Consider the following 17056-nt stretch of genomic DNA (forward strand, 5'->3'; position numbering starts at 1 on the left):
TTTTTTATTCACATACATAAATCGTTGCAAAACGAATGCTCCGAAAAGAGTGATCTACCGCACATTTCCCTCCACATCTACCGAAGCGAATGTCTACGCTTATAGGACGCCCGGAGAAACCTGTCTTTAGAACACACAACCGGAGGTCCCTATCACCATGTTCAACCAGAAACTACAGGCTACCGAGAACATCGAATTCGAGATTGCAGAAGAGCTGCGCTACGAGACCGATCCCTGCGAGTTAAAACTGGATGAGATGATTGAGGCGGAGCCGGAACCCGAAATGATCGAGGGGCTACCCGCCTCCGATGCCCTGACGCCCGCCGATCGCTACCTTGAACTGTTCGAGCACGTACAGTCGACGCGGCTGTTTGCGGACAGCAAAACCTTCCCCGACTGCGCGCCGAAGATGGATCCGCTGGATATTCTGATCCGCTACCGCAAGGTCAGACGCCATCGGGATTTCGACCTGCGCCAGTTTGTGGAGAACCACTTCTGGCTGCCTGAAACCTACAGCACGGAATACGTCTCCGACCCCGGCCTGTCGCTGAAAGAGCACATTGATAGCCTGTGGCCCGTGCTGACGCGCGAACCGCAGGACCATATTCCCTGGTCGTCCCTGCTGGCGCTGCCGCAGGCCTATATCGTCCCCGGCGGGCGATTCAGCGAGACCTACTACTGGGATTCGTACTTCTCCATGCTGGGGCTGGCGGAGAGCGGCCGTAACGATCTGCTGAAGTGTATGGCGGATAACTTCGCGTGGCTGATCGAGCGTTACGGCCATATCCCGAACGGCAACCGCACCTATTATCTCAGCCGCTCGCAGCCGCCGGTCTTTGCCCTGATGGTGGAGCTGTTTGAAGAGGACGGCGTGCGCGGCGCGAAGCGCTACCTCGACCACCTCAAAATGGAGCACGCCTTCTGGATGGACGGCGCGGAGTCGCTGCTGCTTAATCAGGCCTACCGCAGCGCGGTGCGCATGCCGGACGGTTCATTGCTGAACCGCTACTGGGACGACCGTGACACCCCGCGCGACGAATCGTGGATTGAGGACGTGGAAACCGCCCGCCACTCGGGCCGCCCGCCGAATGAGGTCTATCGCGATCTGCGTGCGGGTGCAGCGTCTGGATGGGACTACTCCTCCCGCTGGCTGCGCGATCCGTCACGGCTCGCCAGCATCCGCACGACGCAGTTTATCCCCATCGATTTAAACGCCTTCCTGTTTAAGCTGGAGAGCGCCATCGCCAATATTTCGGCGTCGAAAGGGGATAAAGAGACGGCCGAGCTGTTCCGCCAGAAGGCCACCGATCGCCGCGCGGCGGTGAACCGCTATCTTTGGGACGAGGAGAGCGGCTGTTACCGCGATTACGACTGGCGGCGCGAGGAGTTGGCGCTGTTTTCTGCCGCCAGCATTGTGCCGCTGTATGTTGGAATGGCGACGCATGAGCAGGCAGAACGTTTATCGGACGCGGTAAAGGCGCGTCTGCTGACGCCGGGCGGGATTCTGGCAACCGAGTACGAAACCGGCGAGCAGTGGGATAAACCCAACGGCTGGGCGCCGCTGCAGTGGATGGCGATTCAGGGATTCAAGCAGTACGGCAACGACTCGCTGGGGGATGAAATCGCCTGGAGCTGGCTGCATACGGTTAACCACTTCTACAAGACGCACCACAAGCTGATTGAGAAGTACCACATCGCCAGCAGCACGCCGCGCGAAGGGGGCGGCGGGGAGTATCCGCTGCAGGATGGCTTCGGCTGGACGAACGGCGTGGTGCGGCGGTTGATTGGGTTGTATGGGGAGCCTTGAGGGGGTGCGATTTGGCCCCTCACCCTAACCCTCTCCCCAAAGGGGAGAGGGTTAGGGTGAGGGGTGAAAAATTTTATCGAATCACCTCATAAATGGCGGTCTGAATAGACTGCCATTTTTTTGTGGTGGCATCCGGCTGTGACTGCGCGCGTCGCGTTGCCATCTCAAGATCGTGCTTCTGGCGCTTCACCACGGCCGGCACGGTGCAGAACGCTTTCAGATACTCTTTACGTATTGACGTCAGAGACTCGCCGTTCGACATGGCGTGGCTGAGCGTATTGATGAAACGACGACACGGCTTCTCTTCCGCCATGTTCTGCCGGTAGCGCAGCATAAGCTCCAGAACGTCGTCATAGCCTGCCGACATCGCCTCTTCGGTCCATGACAGCTTCCAGTCCATTCCACCCTGCAAAAAAAGCAGCGCCACGCGGGTATCGTTGCGGTTAATCGCCGAACGGAAATTATTATCGTCCCAGGTCACCCCCATGCGCGTCAGCGTCTCGCGCGAGGAAGGGGTTTCGCGCATCTCCTGCGGCGGAGCCGCCGCTTGCGCCGTATTTTCGGCCGCAGGCTGCGGTTTGCTGCTGGTCACCAGCCAGAAGCCGCCTACCACGATGGCAATTACCATCACGCCTACCGCTCCCCACAACGCACCGGAGATAAGCTGCTCACGCTGTTCGGGCGTGCGCGGCGCGCGCTGGGTCGGCTTTTCAATCGTGTCGCGGACTTCAAACAGATCCCCACCGGTGACCCGATCCATTTTTTGCGCTTTTTCCCAGAACGCGTGCAGCTCGCTGGCATCCACCGCCATGAATCCGGCCGGGTTGACGCGCGTTCTCCCCTCTTCGAACGCGCGTTGAACCGGACGGGAGATCTGCATGTAGTAGTTATCCAGCAGCTGAATTTGCGCCGAACTTAACGTTTTCTGCACCGTGATGCTGTTGCGGATTTGTCGAATGTCGTCGAGGAAGGTTTGCAGCGTTTTGCGCGGCTCCACCAGCAGCGTCAGCATGGACGGGTCGTTAAACAGCGAGGCGTAATAGCGGCTGAACTCTTTTTTATCCACCAGCATCTGCGCCAGTTCACTGAACATCATGCCGCTCAGGACATCGTTGATTTCGCCATGCTTCAGCCAGCGCCGTACGCGGTCAGCGTTAAATAAGGTTTTAAGGTGGTTATTGAGCCGCACCTGATCGGGCCAGGCCTGCTGAATGAGGCCTTTAATCATTAACTCAATTGCGCGTACCTGCTTGTGCGCCTGCTGTTGCTGAAGCTCGCTACCCGGCTCCAGCTCGGTGCTGTAGGTCAGAAGCGGCTGCTGCAGACGAAGATGTTCCAGCGTAGTCACAAACCGCATTGCCGCAATAAGCTGGTTTTCACTGACATCCTGCCCGCTTTCATACTGCGGGACGCGCTGCTGCAGCAGGCGCAGCTGCAGCGTAAATTCCGACATCTCGGCATCATTCAGGTTGAGCTTCTTCGCAACCGTAGCCCATCCCCCGAGGCCTAAACGCGCGCTGTCCAGCTGTTCCAGAAACCAGCGTGGATCTTTTCCCTCAGAAACATGTACATTCAGAAGAAGCAAGATTTCCACCGACGCCTGGCGAATGACCGCCAGACAGTGTTCAAACTGTTCGCGGATATGATGTGATGTGCTGAGAGTCATTGTTTTCCTTAAGCGACAACGAAGACATCCGGAATGGGCACTAATGGCCGTTTTTCTTTTTATTTATACGCGCTTAACCATACCTGACTTTCTGTTGAAATAAAGTGACAACCCTAAAATCATTTAAAATGTTTCAGGAGAATCTTAATGCCAGTATTAATGACCTCACGCCTGAACTGCTCCCCCTTGCAGGAGCAAGACTGGCCCTTTTTTCTGGCGTTGCAGCAGCACCCCGAGGTCATGCGCTTTGTGGCGGAGAACCGCCCCGTCGCGGCGATCCGCGAGGCGTTTGATTCGCGCCTGACGCCCTGGACGCCAGGCAGCGCGCACTGGCTGTGCCTCGTCGTCCGTGACGCCCTCTCACAGGCCCCGCTGGGCGTTACCGGATATATTCATCGGGAAGAGGATTGCGCCGAAGTGGGCTTTCTTTTTGCCCCCGAGGCGCAGGGCAAAGGTTACGGCTTTGAATCCCTGCTGGCGCTTTGCGATTACGCCTTTCATCAGGGCGGTATTCGTCGGCTCACCGCCACCGTCACCGCGGGAAATGTCGCCTCCAGGCGCCTGCTGGAAAAAGCCCGCTTCCAGCTGGAAGGCGAGCTTCGCGAAAGCTATTACCTTTCCGGTCGCTGGCAAAATGACTGGTTATTTGGGTTATTACGACAGGAATACCTGAACAATAATTCCTGATCAATAGCCATTTGGCGGATATTGCTCGTACCTTGATTCCTCTACAGTATCGCCATTAAGAGGAAACGAATATGAACGGTCATGCGCTGAATATATCTTCTGCCGCCATAGAATTAATAAAGAAACATCAAGGGCTTTCACTGGAGAAATATCGTGATGAAAAGGGTTTATGGGTTATCGGCTATGGGCATGTGATCCGCGAACGGGAAACTTTTCACGGCCTTATCACGCCTCTTCAGGCGGAATATTTACTCCATGAAGATATTCAGCTGTGTGAAACGCTGCTGCGGGAAAAATGTTTACATCCATTAACCCAGCAGCAGCATGACGCGCTGGTACTGATGATAGTGAGTTTCGGCGTGACGTCTCCACTCCCGAAAGCGCTGCTTCAGGCCGTCGCCCGGGTGTAGTACATGGCGGCCTGGGTTCGGTTTTTCACCTCCAGCCGGCGAAAAAGCGCTTCCAGATGCGCTTTTACCGTGGCCGCACTGATGTTGAGATTGCGGCCAATCTCTTTGTTTGATTCCCCCGCCGCCAGCAGCTTCAGAACCTCACGCTGACGCTCGCTTAAGGAAAGTAACGCCTGCGCTGACGATTGCTGGCTGACCCACTCACCGGGAAAGCAGACCATCCCTCTGGACACGGAATCCAGCACGGCGGCAAACCGCTCAGGGTTGGCGTTACGGGGGATAATCGCCATCACGTTTAGCTGCATGAGTTGTTCAACCCATCGGCTCTCTTTTTTTGCCAGAACCATCATCACCCGTACCGACGGGAAGCGATGCATGATTTCGTCCAGGAAAGAACTGCCCTCATCCTGAATTAAATTGCCATCAATCATGACGATAGCAGACGGTGACGCGGATATTTGCGCCCATAAATCGTCTGCCTGACAAGCCCCCGTTATATTTATTCCAGGAATTAATTTCCGCAAACCGTGTATCGCTCCATGAATAAATATCGACTGCCTGTCAACCATGATTACTCGCATCGTATTTCTCCCTCTGAGAATAGCGAAGGGGGATTCTACAGAGGCGCTATTTAAGAAAAAACTCAATGAATGGAGAGGTTACAAATCCACCAGTGGTTTTTATATTTACCCGCATTTTGACACATCCATATTAAGGATTTCCTTAAGGGGTTCCCTCCCCTTAACAGCAGACATCACAGGAACATACCGCCTGACACTTCAATACGTTGCGCATTCATCCAGCCCAGCCTATCGCTGAGCAGCGCCGCAATGGCATCGCCGATATCGTCCGGCAGCCCTACCCGCCCCAGCGCCGTCTGCGACGCCAGCATCTGGTTAAGCTCTGCGTTGTCGCGCACGCGTCCACCGCCAAAGTCGGTTTCGATCGCGCCTGGTGCGATAATATTGACGGAGATACCGCGCGCGCCAAGCTCCTTCGCCTGATAGCGGGTGAGCACCTCCATCGCCCCTTTCATGGCCGCGTAGGTTCCTGAGCCTGGCTGGGCGAAGCGGGCCAGTCCGCTGGAGACGTTGAGGATCCGGCCCCCATCGTTAAGCAGGGGCAGCAGGCGCTGCGTCAGGAAGAAGGGCCCTTTGAAGTGGATGTTCAGCGCCTCATCAAACTGGGCTTCCGTCGTTTCGGTATAGGGTGCGTATAAACCCGTCCCGGCGTTGTTTAATAAATAATCAAAGGTTTCGCGCTGCCAGACGTTCTTCAGGATCTCCTGAAGCTGTTGAGCAAAACTCTCGAAACTTGCGATATCCCCGACGTTGAGCTGTAATGCCGCCGCCTTGACGCCTTTTTCCTGAATTTCGTGCACAACTTCCAGCGCTTCCTGCTGGCCACGATTGTAGGTCAGGATAATTCCCGTGCCGTCTGCCGCCAGCTTCAACGCAGCGTTTTTACCCAGGCCGCGGCTACCACCCGTCACTAATGCGATACGTTCAGTCATCATAAACCTCGTTTTGGCTGTTATGGAGATTGAGAAAGAGCTTATTAGGTGATAGAAGATCAATAAAGATGGGTAATAACGCTTCACTGTTTCAGTGCAAACAACAATGAGCTTCATCTATGGATAAAATTCACGCAATGCAGCTCTTTGTTCGCGTCGCGGAGCTGGAAAGTTTTTCCCGCGCGGCAGAGACATTAACGCTGCCGAAAGGCAGCGTTTCCCGGCAAATTCAGGCTTTGGAAAACCGGCTTGGCACCCAGCTACTGCACCGCACCACGCGCCGCGTCAGCCTGACGCAGGACGGTATGGTCTATTACGAACGGGCAAAAGACCTGCTGGCGAACCTGGATGAACTGGACGGCATGTTTCAGCACGATCCCTCGAGCATCAGCGGAAGGCTGCGCGTGGATATGCCCGTTGGCGTTGCTCGAAATGTCGTCATCCCCAAACTGCCTGCGTTTTTACAGCAGTATCCGGGTATCGAACTGGAGCTCAGCAGCAGCGATCGTCTGGTGGATGTGATCCGCGAAGGGTTTGATTGCGTCGTCCGCGTGGGTTCCCTGAAGGACTCAGGGCTGATAGCCCGTCCGCTGGGCAAGCTGTCGGTGATCAACTGCGCCAGCCCGGATTATCTGGCGCGTTTTGGCTACCCTGACACGCTGGACGATTTAGGCTCGCACGCCGTGATTCACTACGCCGCGATGCTGGGAAGCCGCCCTCAGGGCTTTGAATTTTATAACGGCAGCACGACCCAGTGGATAAAAACGGGCGGGGTGCTAACCGTCAACAGCACGGAAACTTACCAGGCCGCCTGCCTTGCCGGGCTGGGGATCATTCAGGCCCCGCGCGTTGGGGTGCGAGACCTGCTGCGCGCAAAGAAACTGATTGAGATCCTCCCGCAGTATCGCGCGGAACCGATGCCTGTCTCCCTGATTTACCCACACCGGCGCAACCTCTCTCGCCGGGTTCATCTGTTTATGGAGTGGCTGACCGAACTCACAAAAGCTTACGTGGATTAGTCGCAAGCTATAATTCAGTAACATCCAGCCAAACGAAAAAGGAAAAGACGCGTGACGCCGGAAAATAACCCGCAACGACCCACCCAACATTTAGAGTATGAACCCATCAAGAAGATGGAAACCGAGCCAGAAGAGGCTAAAGCTCCCGGTACCGCCAGCAAGGCGCTGGGCACGGTTACCAGTCTGGCGGAGAGAATTCAGCAGTTTCCCATGGTTGCGCATCTGATACGTGCGACCGAGCGCTTTAACGACCGCATGGGGAACCAGTTCGGTGCCGCGATCACCTATTTTTCGTTCCTGTCGATGATCCCCATCCTGATGGTGTCATTTGCAGCGGCCGGTTTTGTGCTCGCGTCGCACCCGACGCTGCTGCAGGATATCTTCAATAAGATCCTGAATAACGTCAGTGACCCGACCCTCGCCACCACGCTGAAAAGCACCATCAATACCGCCGTGCAGCAGCGTACCACGGTAGGGATTGTCGGTTTGCTCATCGCCCTTTACTCCGGCGTTAACTGGATGGGCAACCTCCGCGAAGCTATTCGCGCCCAGTCGCGCGAGGTGTGGGAGCGTAAACCGCAGGATCAGGAGAAAATTTGGGTTAAATATTTCCGCGACTTTGTTTCGCTGATTGGCCTGCTTATCGCGCTCGTCGTCACGCTCTCCATTACCTCCGTGGCCGGCTCCGCGCAGCAGATGATTATTTCTGCGCTCTATCTGGATTACATCGAATGGCTGAAGCCCGCCTGGCGCGGCATCGGGCTGGCGATTTCCATCTTCGCCAACTACCTGCTGTTCTTCTGGATTTTCTGGCGCTTGCCGCGTCATCGCCCGCGTAAGAAGGCGCTGCTCCGGGGCACGTTGATTGCGGCAATCGGCTTTGAAGTGATCAAGATCGTGATGACCTACACCCTGCCGTCGCTGGTGAAATCCCCGTCCGGCGCGGCGTTTGGCTCGGTGCTCGGACTCATGGCCTTCTTCTACTTCTTCGCCCGCCTGACCCTGTTCTGCGCGGCGTGGATTGCCACCGCCGAGTACAAAGGCGACACGCGAATGCCCGGAAAAACACATCGCTAACCCCGCTCTCGGGCTGATATTTCAGCCCGACTCATCATTTCAGCATATAAATCCAGTCCGTAACTTTTATTTAACCGAAAACCAGTTTTATCCACCAATATTTAAAAACTGTGAAGCATTTCATGGAAGCATTTTGGCTGGCCTGAACATTATCCGCTTTTTGTTGCTTTTATAACCGACAGGCGGCTTTGTTACAGATTGAAATGTCGCTTTTGCTGTGCGTAATATGGCCTTTCGTTCGACAAAAAATAAGAAAATATTATGCAATCAACAGCCACAACACTCGACTCTGGTGCGGAAAACGTCCCGGTAAACTCGCGCAATAAAGTTGTCGTCGCATCGCTGATTGGCACCGCCATTGAGTTCTTCGACTTTTACATTTACGCCACCGCGGCGGTCATCGTTTTCCCGCATATTTTCTTCCCGCAGGGAGACCCGACGGCGGCAACGCTACAGTCTCTGGCAACCTTTGCTATCGCGTTTGTGGCGCGTCCGATTGGCTCCGCGCTGTTTGGACACTTTGGCGATCGTATTGGGCGTAAGGTCACCCTGGTGGCCTCGCTGCTGACGATGGGCATCTCCACCGTGGCAATCGGCCTGCTGCCGACCTACGAAACCATCGGCATTCTGGCGCCGGTCCTGCTGGCGCTGGCGCGTTTTGGTCAGGGTCTGGGGCTGGGCGGTGAATGGGGCGGCGCGGCGCTGCTGGCGACCGAGAACGCCCCGCCGCGTAAACGCGCGCTGTACGGTTCATTCCCGCAGCTTGGCGCGCCGATTGGCTTCTTCTTTGCTAACGGGACCTTCCTGCTGCTCTCCTGGCTGCTGACGGACGAACAGTTCATGAGCTGGGGCTGGCGTATTCCGTTTGTCTTCTCGGCCGTGCTGGTGCTGATTGGCCTGTATGTGCGTGTTTCCCTGCATGAGACGCCGGTGTTCGCAAAAGTAGCCGCGGCGAAAAAACAGGTAAAAGTGCCTCTGGGCACCCTGCTGACCAAACACGTGCGCGTGACCGTGCTGGGCACGTTTATCATGCTGGCGACCTATACGCTGTTCTACATCATGACGGTCTACTCCATGACCTACAGTACCGCCGCCGCGCCGGTTGGGCTGGGCCTGCCGCGTAACGAAGTGCTGTGGATGCTGATGATGGCGGTGATTGGGTTTGGCGTGATGGTACCAATTGCCGGCCTGCTGGCGGATAAATTCGGTCGTCGTGCGAGCATGATTACGATCACTACGCTGATCATTCTGTTTGCTCTGTTCGTCTTCCCGCCGCTGCTGAGTTCAGGTAGCCCGGCGCTGGTGATGGCGTACCTGCTGATTGGCCTGAGCCTGATGGGGCTGACCTTCGGCCCGATGGGCGCGCTGCTGCCGGAGCTGTTCCCGACGGAAGTGCGCTATACCGGCGCGTCGTTCTCCTATAACGTCTCGTCCATTCTGGGCGCGTCCGTGGCACCGTATATCGCCACCTGGCTGCAGGCAAATTACGGCCTGTTCTACGTGGGGGTGTATCTGGCGGCCATGGCGGCGCTGACGCTGATTGCGCTGCTGCTGACGCATGAGACTAAGCATCAGGCGCTGTAATTTATTGCGGCCTGATGCCCTCACCCCCCCCCCTCTCCCACAGGGAGAGGGAGAAAGGGAACTACTTCTTCATCTGCGACAAAATCGTCCGGCACTGATTCGCCTCGCCTTCTGACGGCGAAATCAACGCCAGCAGCGCTGCGGCCGGGGTAACCAGCGTCGCGAGGGCTGCGGCCACCGCGCCACGCGCAATCAGCGGCCCGGGCTTGACGCCCGCCTGCGGATTTTTAAAGGTCCCGCGCACGTAAAGCGGCGAGCGCAGGGTAATAATACGAATCCCCTTACTTTCCGGATCGATGGTCAAATCCAGCTGCTCGGAGGCCATGCTGGCGGTGCCGGTCACGTTAATCACCGCGTTTTCCGTGTCGAAGGCAAAAATCTGCGGGCGCGCCACGCCGTTAACCAGATCCACATTCGCCGCCGCGCAGTTCACCCGCACCTCGTCATCGCCAAAGATTTGCCCGATGATAAAGTTACCGACGTTCAGCCCCAGGATCTCCATCAGGTTGCGGCTGACCAGACCGTCGTTCATCAGCAGCTTCAGGTTACCGTTGCCGCTGCCCAGCAGCGCCGCCACGGAATTCCCCACCCCGCGAATGTCCGCATCGCCGTTCATTTCACCGAGGGTTTTCTGCATCAGCTCTACGTTCGGCATCAGATCTTTCAGCTTCAATCGACGGGCCTGGATCTCCGCCCGCCCCTGCATCGGCTTCTTATCGCCTTCCAGGTGAATGTTGGAGGAAATCGTCCCGCCCGCCATGCCAAACTTCAGCGGCTGCAGGCGCAGGTCGGCATTTTTCAGGATGATATGCGTCGAGAGATCGCTCAGCGGCAGCGTGCTGCCATGCTCAATCTTGCGTCCTTTGAAGCGCACATCCGCATCCATCACGTCCCATTTGTCGGTTTCAAAGCGATCGTAAGGCAGCACTTTGCCCGCAGGCTGAACGTCCTTTTTGACCTCTTTTGACTTTGTCCCCTTGCCCGAATCCACGCCTATCAGCGGGCCAAGATCGGCCAGACGCAGCTGGCGGGATTCGACATCCCCTTCCAGTTTGGGCCGAGGTTTCCCGGTGGTGTAGGTCAGCGTGCCGTGAATATCGCTGTCGCCGATGCGGCCGTTGAAATCCCGGTAGTCAAAAACGGACGATTTTTCGCTATCGATTTTGGCAACCAGATGCCCGTCCGTTTCGAACGGCGGGGTATCGGGCAACAGTACGCCGGTCAGTTCATACAGCTCGCCCAGCGAATCGCCGGCGAACTTGAGCTGCAGATCGACGCCTCCCATGTTCATCGGGTCGTTCACCGTCCCCACAAACGCCACGCGCGTATTCCCCGAGCGGAAATCCGCCTGCACCGGGAACGGCGTGCCTTCGCTTCGGAGCGCCAGCATGCCGCCTATTTTCCCTTTTCCGGTCAGCGGCTGGCCGTTATAGCGCCCTTTTGCCGTCAGGCCGAAGACGTAATCACCCGCTTTGGCGCTATCGCCTTTCGCTTTGTTGCCCGTAACTTCGCTAAACGGCAGCGGTTTGCCCAGCGGATCAACCAGGATCTCCACGTCCGCCTTGCTGACCTTATCGTCGATGGCGATCCGCCCGCGATCGAAAAGAATATTGTCCAGACGGAATGACCACGACGAGGGCTGGGCATTCGGATCTTTTTCGCCGTCGCTGGCAAGGTTAAACGTCCAGTTATTGTTTTTTTCAGAGAGGCGGATCAGGCGCGCATCGGGCTGCTGGAGCTTGATCCACGGCAGATAGACGGTTTTGGTCAGAAGCGCTAACGGCGCCAGCGTGGCTTCCACGCGCGGCAGATGCACCATGGTCACTTCGGGGATATCCGGCGGGTTGCCGAGAATAATGTCGTCGGCGTGGACGTGCGGCCAGGGGATCCAGCTTCGCCAGCCGGTCTCCTCTTTCTGACGCTCCCATACCACACCCAGATCGCCGCGAATGGCGAAGGGACGGTTCAGCTCAGTTGAGACTTTCTGGTTGATGGTCGGCTTAAGGCGGTTCCAGTCAAACGTCGCGATGATGACGACAACGATCGCGATCAACAACAAGAAAATCCCTGTAATCCAGGAAATGACCCTGGTTGTTTTTGTCATTTTTATCCCCTTTCCTGATGACCTGTCCTGTAAAACTATAGTCCAGACAAAGGGAAGCGGGGTTATCAGAGGGTCGTTCTGACGCTTTCGAGGAGATCCATCGGCACGGGGCGAGAGAGGAAATAGCCTTGCGCCGCCGCTGCGGGAGAGTTTTGCACATCACGCCACTCTTCCAGCGTTTCTACGCCTTCAACGATCACGCCCTGGCAATAGCGGTTCATCAGCTGCAATAACAGCGTAAACAGATTCCGCCCTTCCGGGGTCTGGCGCAGCATGATGAACAGATCGCGGGCCACCTTGATGTAGTCATAGCGCACTTCGCTGAGGGCCGAGAAGTTCGCCATACCGGTGCCAAAGTCATCCAGCCACAGCGGGCCAAATTCGCACATCGACGCAAAAGAAGAATCCTGAGGCAGGCGCACGTGCTCCACCAGCTCAAAGCGCAGCCACGGCAGGGTGGCGATCAGCTCCTGCAGCTTCGCGTTCTGGCGCAGCGCCAGCAGAGTTGGGCCATCCACGTTAACCGAGGCAAGGATAGTATGCTGCTCGAAAAAGGCCTGTTTCGTCGCCAGCATACGGAGCTGCTCTTCCAGCACGTCCAGACGCTGGCGAACGGCAACTTCGGCAAAATAGCGATCCGGCGCGATACGCTGGGAAGGGTTTGACGGGTGCGTGACGACGGTCAAAATCTCAATAGCCATCAGCTGACCGTCCGTTCGGTAGATCGGCTGATAGGTGTACGCACGCTCGCATTGCAGCCAGTAGCGATGCTCCTGCAAGTTCTCAATACTTGCTTCAGGCGTAGTGCTCAGCCGCTGGATAACCTGCTCTGACTTCATTTCAGATGTCCTGTTGTTGGGATGGCCTTTCTGGACTCGTCAATGGGTTATCGGCGCGATAATTGAGAACTTTATGTTCAATTCACCGCGAAAATGAAATTAAGATGACAGAAATTTGCCGGAACACGCGCTGGCTCAAACAAAATAATGGAACGTCGTTTTAATATAGTTGACCATCTAATTCACTCAGCGCACACTGCTGAAAATTCTTCTGTTCAGGTTCACGACTATGTCCAAAAAAATTGCCGTGATTGGCGAATGTATGATTGAGCTGTCACAAAAAGGCGCGGAAGTCAGCCGCGGATTTGGTGGCGATACGTTAAACACCTCGGTTTACATTGCCCGTCAGGTTGCGCCTGAGGCACTCACCGTGAACTACGTCACCGCCCTTGGTACGGACAGCTTCAGCCAGCAGATGCTGGAAGCCTGGCAGAGTGAACGTGTAGAAACCTCGCTGATCCAGCGTATGGAAAACCGCCTGCCAGGGCTGTACTACATCGAAACCGACAGCACCGGCGAACGCACGTTTTATTACTGGCGTAACGAAGCGGCGGCCAAATTCTGGCTGGAGAGCGATGCTGCCGCAGCCATCTGCGAAGAGCTGGCGACGTTTGACTATCTCTATCTGAGCGGCATTAGCCTGGCGATTTTAAGTCCGACCAGCCGCGAAAAGCTGCTCTCGCTGCTGCGCGAATGTCGCGCCAACGGCGGGAAGGTGATTTTCGATAATAACTACCGCCCGCGCCTGTGGGCCAGCCGCGAAGAGACGCAGCAGGTTTATCAGCAGATGCTGCAGTGCACGGACATCGCCTTCCTGACGCTCGACGATGAAGACGCCCTGTGGGGTGAGAAGCCGGTCGATGAGGTGATTGCCCGCACGCACGCAGCAGGCGTGAGCGAAGTGGTGATTAAGCGCGGCGCGGAGTCGTGCCTGGTCGCGATTGCGGGTGAAGCGGTGGTTGAGGTCCCTGCGGTGAAGCTGGCCAAAGAGAAAGTGATTGATACCACCGCGGCGGGGGATTCCTTCAGCGCGGGCTACCTGGCGGTACGCCTGACCGGGGGAACGCCGGAAGCGGCGGCACAGCGTGGGCATCTGACGGCCAGCACCGTGATTCAGTATCGCGGGGCGATTATTCCGCGCGAGGCGATGCCTGTTTAAGTAAGGTGCGGGCTGATGCCCTCACCCTAACCCTCTCCCACGGGGAGAGGGAATGTTTAAGCATTACTGCCCCTGCGGAATATCCGACGCGTCCTGGTGTAGATCATCCGCCGAGGCCGCCTGCGCCGGCTGCGACGCGGTGGCCATAATGGAATCCCAGGTCTTCTGAAGTTCCTTCATGTCATATTCCGGCTCGCCTTTCGGCTGCAGAAGGATCAACGCCATATCCTGCGACAGCTGCTGACGTAAATCCTGATTCAACATATTCACGGTCAGACCGTTCAGGAAGTCCTGACGCAGCTTCTGGTACTGTTCAGGCGCAATGTCGACAACCTGATTCTGCAGGGAGCGAATACGCTGGCTGATCAGAATGTCAGTATCGGCGCGAGCGTAGGTGGCAAACAGCTTCTGCAGCTCCAGTTTTTTCAGGGCTACCAGCGCGTTGAACTCCTCTTCAGAGAGCCCCTCTTTACGCACTTTTGCCAGCTCTTTCGCCACCACGCCCAGATTGGCATTCAGCTTATCGCCCGGCGATTCAACGTTAATGGCGCATTGCGCACGCTGGAACAGCACGCGGCAGTCAAAGCCAAGGCCAATGTTCTTCACGTTGTTTTTGCTGAGCGTCTGCTGTACGTGCCAGAACAGTGCTTCGCGCGCCAGATCGGCACGCCAGTAGCGCAGCAGCGCCGCGGACTCGCGAATAGGCTGCCAGGCGTTATCCCACATCACGGAGAGCCGGTCCTGGCGCACGGTGTCCGTCATAATGCTGACGGGCTCGGCTCGCAGCGGAGAGAGCGTCGGAACGGGGGCTGGCGTTTCGCGTTTGCCCTTCAGATCGCCAAACGCTTTGTTGATCTGCTCAACCACCGCGCGGCTATCCACGTTGCCGACGACGATCAGCGTCATCGCGTCCGGGGTGTACCATTTCTGGTAGAACGATTTTACCTGTTCGACGTCCACCGGCTGCTTCAGCGGCTCCGCCGGATCGTGCCCCAGCAACGTTGAGCCTTTCAGACGGTAGCGCCACCAGCCCTCTTTGGTATCCGCAGGCCAGGTCGCCACCATGTCGCCGTTGCTCAACGCGTAGTTCACGGTGTCCGGCGTAATCGCCAGGTTGCCAGAGGCATCGGAGAGATAGGTAAGGGCTTCTTTAAGCAGGTCGTTACGGTTATTTGGCAGGCTCAGGTTAAACATGGTGTAGTCATAGGAGACCACAGCCGGAGGAAGGGGGCGTTTCGGATCGATGGCCTGTTGCCACAGCGAACGCACCTGTACTGCCTGCAAGCTGCCGCTCTGCGTGAGCGCCAGACGGGGAATAAAATGGCTAAAACCGGTTTGCTGAGTGCTTTCCGTAAGGGAGCCGGTATTAACGGACAGACGGATTTCAATACGATCGCTGGGACGCTGTGGAGTAGATAACACCTGCCACTGAAAACCGTTCGCTAACGTGCCTTGTTGCCAGGCCGGGTCTGGCTGGAGCGCATCTGCCTGCACATAACTGGCTGCTGCCATCATCAGCAAACCGCCGGTTAAGAGTCGAATTTTTGTGCCCTGCATGTGAACCCCTGATCAACATTCCTGGTTAAAAAGAGTGTCTCGCGACGCGCTTCACTCTAAAAGATGACGATGAAAACACGTCGATTAGACCGCGCGTTCGGCAAAACGTCACGGTCCGAAGTGAAATATACCCAAAAAAAATCTTGTCGAATTATGACAGGTATGAACAGTTATTATGCGCAGGAGCCCGCATCCCGACAAGGGAATGCGGGCAATTGTGACAAGATTAGGAGGTTAAACCAGGATTTTTGCTATCAGACGCGCGATTATTCAGCGTATCGTTAAGCTTCTTGTGATCCAGCTCTTTCACCCATTTCGCGACCACCACCGTTGCCACGCCGTTACCCACCAGGTTGGTGAGGGCACGCGCCTCAGACATAAAGCGGTCAATACCAAGAATCAGCGCCAGACCCGCCACCGGCAGATGCCCCACCGCAGAAATGGTGGCCGCCAGCACGATAAAGCCGCTGCCCGTCACGCCCGCCGCCCCTTTAGAGGAGAGCAGGAGCACCACCAGCAGGGTGATTTGATGGAAAATATCCATATGGCTGTTGGTCGCCTGGGCGATAAACACGGCCGCCATCGTCAGGTATATCGAGGTACCGTCAAGGTTGAAGGAGTACCCCGTCGGGATCACCAGGCCGACAACCGATTTACGGCACCCGAGCTTTTCCATCTTATCGAGCATACGCGGCAGCGCCGATTCTGAAGAGGAGGTCCCCAGAACAATCAGCAGCTCTTCGCGAATGTAGCGAATGAATTTGAAAATGCTGAAGCCTGTCGCACGGGCGATGGAGCCCAGCACCACCACCACGAAAAGAATACAGGTGATGTAGAAGCAGATGATCAGCTGGCCCAGCTGCACCAGCGTGCCAACGCCATACTTGCCGATGGTGAAGGCCATCGCACCGAAGGCGCCGATCGGGGCCAGGCGCATGATCATATTGATGATGCCAAAGATGACCTGCGAGAAGCTTTCAATCACGTTGAAGATAAGCTGGCCTTTGCTGCCCAGACGGTGCAGGGCGAAGCCAAACATCACGGCAAACAGCAGCACCTGCAGAATGTTTCCGCTGGCGAAGGCGCCGATGACGCTGCCGGGGATGACGTCCAGCAGGAAGGCCACCACGCCCTGATCCTTGGCCTGTTCGGCATAGACCGCGACCGCTTTGGCATCCAGCGTAGAGGGGTCAACGTTCATACCCGCGCCAGGCTGCACCACATTGACGATGACCAGACCAATTATCAGCGCAAGGGTACTGACCACTTCAAAGTAGAGAAGCGCCACTGCACCGGTACGGCCCACCGCCTTCATGCTTTCCATGCCAGCGATGCCCGTTACCACCGTACAGAAGATCACCGGGGCGATGACCATTTTAATGAGCTTAACGAACGCGTCGCCAAGCGGTTTCATTTGCGCGCCCAGCTCCGGGTAATAGTGACCCAGCAGAATACCGATGGCGATGGCTGTCAGGACCTGGAAATAAAGACTTTTGAAGAGTGAGGTTTTCATAGGGTGTCCTTGGGAAGAAAAACCACAGGCTTTGTAAGGTTATGGTTAACCTGCGGCTCTAAAATAACACCCGTATAACAGGACAGAAATAAACTCAGTTCAAATTTGAAACACAAATGTT

General features: G+C 56.4%; 14 protein-coding genes. 7 read left to right on the top strand and 7 right to left on the bottom strand.

Features of this window, described 5'->3' with window-relative positions; translation table 11 throughout:
- Positions 1-157 precede the first annotated feature (157 nt).
- Positions 158-1807, top strand: a complete 1650-nt coding sequence (locus USG84_RS18170; RefSeq protein ID WP_061096807.1) for an alpha,alpha-trehalase — start codon at positions 158-160, stop codon at positions 1805-1807.
- A gap of 73 nt (positions 1808-1880) precedes the next feature.
- Here USG84_RS18170 and USG84_RS18175 read toward each other — a convergent pair whose 3' ends face one another.
- Positions 1881-3473, bottom strand: coding sequence for an STY4199 family HEPN domain-containing protein (locus USG84_RS18175; protein WP_253543412.1), 1593 nt, complete (start codon positions 3471-3473; stop codon positions 1881-1883).
- A 147-nt stretch (positions 3474-3620) separates the two neighbouring features.
- On the opposite strand from USG84_RS18175, the gene USG84_RS18180 reads away from it, so the two are divergent.
- Positions 3621-4160 carry a GNAT family N-acetyltransferase gene (locus tag USG84_RS18180; RefSeq protein ID WP_151413442.1) on the top strand — a complete coding sequence of 180 codons (540 nt, stop codon included), beginning with the start codon at positions 3621-3623 and terminating at the stop codon, positions 4158-4160.
- Positions 4161-4231: 71 nt separating this feature from the next.
- Positions 4232-4570, top strand: coding sequence for a lysozyme (locus tag USG84_RS18185; protein ID WP_151413441.1), 339 nt, complete (start codon positions 4232-4234; stop codon positions 4568-4570).
- Here USG84_RS18185 and USG84_RS18190 read toward each other — a convergent pair.
- Positions 4549-5151, bottom strand: coding sequence for a response regulator transcription factor (locus USG84_RS18190; RefSeq protein WP_151413440.1), 603 nt, complete (start codon positions 5149-5151; stop codon positions 4549-4551). The genes USG84_RS18185 and USG84_RS18190 overlap by 22 nt on opposite strands.
- A 173-nt stretch (positions 5152-5324) precedes the next feature.
- Positions 5325-6083 carry an SDR family NAD(P)-dependent oxidoreductase gene (locus USG84_RS18195; RefSeq protein WP_253543520.1) on the bottom strand — a complete coding sequence of 253 codons (759 nt, stop codon included), beginning with the start codon at positions 6081-6083 and terminating at the stop codon, positions 5325-5327.
- A gap of 119 nt (positions 6084-6202) precedes the next feature.
- Between USG84_RS18195 and USG84_RS18200 the strand changes: the two genes are divergently transcribed.
- From USG84_RS18200 to USG84_RS18210, 3 genes are all read left to right on the top strand, one after another.
- On the top strand, positions 6203-7102 hold the full coding sequence (locus tag USG84_RS18200; protein WP_151413439.1) for a LysR family transcriptional regulator: 900 nt from the start codon (positions 6203-6205) through the stop codon (positions 7100-7102).
- A 51-nt stretch (positions 7103-7153) separates the two neighbouring features.
- Positions 7154-8179: an inner membrane protein YhjD gene (gene yhjD / locus USG84_RS18205; RefSeq protein ID WP_151413438.1), complete on the top strand. Its 1026-nt coding sequence runs from the start codon at positions 7154-7156 to the stop codon at positions 8177-8179.
- A 261-nt stretch (positions 8180-8440) separates the two neighbouring features.
- Entirely contained in the window at positions 8441-9763 is a 1323-nt protein-coding gene (locus USG84_RS18210) for an MFS transporter (RefSeq protein ID WP_028014749.1), read from the top strand.
- Between the two features lie 61 nt (positions 9764-9824).
- On the opposite strand, the gene USG84_RS18215 is transcribed toward USG84_RS18210, so the two are convergent.
- Both USG84_RS18215 and pdeH read right to left on the bottom strand, forming a co-directional pair.
- The gene (locus USG84_RS18215; RefSeq protein ID WP_151413437.1) at positions 9825-11867 is read right to left on the bottom strand and encodes an AsmA family protein; all 2043 of its coding nucleotides are present in this window, start codon (positions 11865-11867) and stop codon (positions 9825-9827) included.
- Positions 11868-11932: 65 nt separating this feature from the next.
- Entirely contained in the window at positions 11933-12706 is a 774-nt protein-coding gene (gene pdeH, locus USG84_RS18220; RefSeq protein WP_151413436.1) for a cyclic-guanylate-specific phosphodiesterase, read from the bottom strand.
- A 229-nt stretch (positions 12707-12935) separates the two neighbouring features.
- Between pdeH and USG84_RS18225 the strand changes: the two genes are divergently transcribed.
- Positions 12936-13865, top strand: coding sequence for a sugar kinase (locus USG84_RS18225; RefSeq protein ID WP_061096797.1), 930 nt, complete (start codon positions 12936-12938; stop codon positions 13863-13865).
- Between the two features lie 63 nt (positions 13866-13928).
- Here the strand turns inward: USG84_RS18225 and USG84_RS18230 are convergent, their stop codons facing one another.
- Both USG84_RS18230 and USG84_RS18235 read right to left on the bottom strand, forming a co-directional pair.
- Positions 13929-15422, bottom strand: coding sequence for a M16 family metallopeptidase (locus USG84_RS18230; protein ID WP_151413435.1), 1494 nt, complete (start codon positions 15420-15422; stop codon positions 13929-13931).
- A 226-nt stretch (positions 15423-15648) separates the two neighbouring features.
- Complete coding sequence (locus USG84_RS18235) at positions 15649-16935, bottom strand: dicarboxylate/amino acid:cation symporter (protein ID WP_028014754.1); 1287 nt, start codon at positions 16933-16935, stop codon at positions 15649-15651.
- Positions 16936-17056: the final 121 nt, after the last annotated feature.

This window comes from Enterobacter sp. 168J2, from assembly GCF_034107265.1.
In the GTDB taxonomy this organism is placed as follows: Bacteria; Pseudomonadota; Gammaproteobacteria; order Enterobacterales; family Enterobacteriaceae; genus Enterobacter; species Enterobacter nematophilus.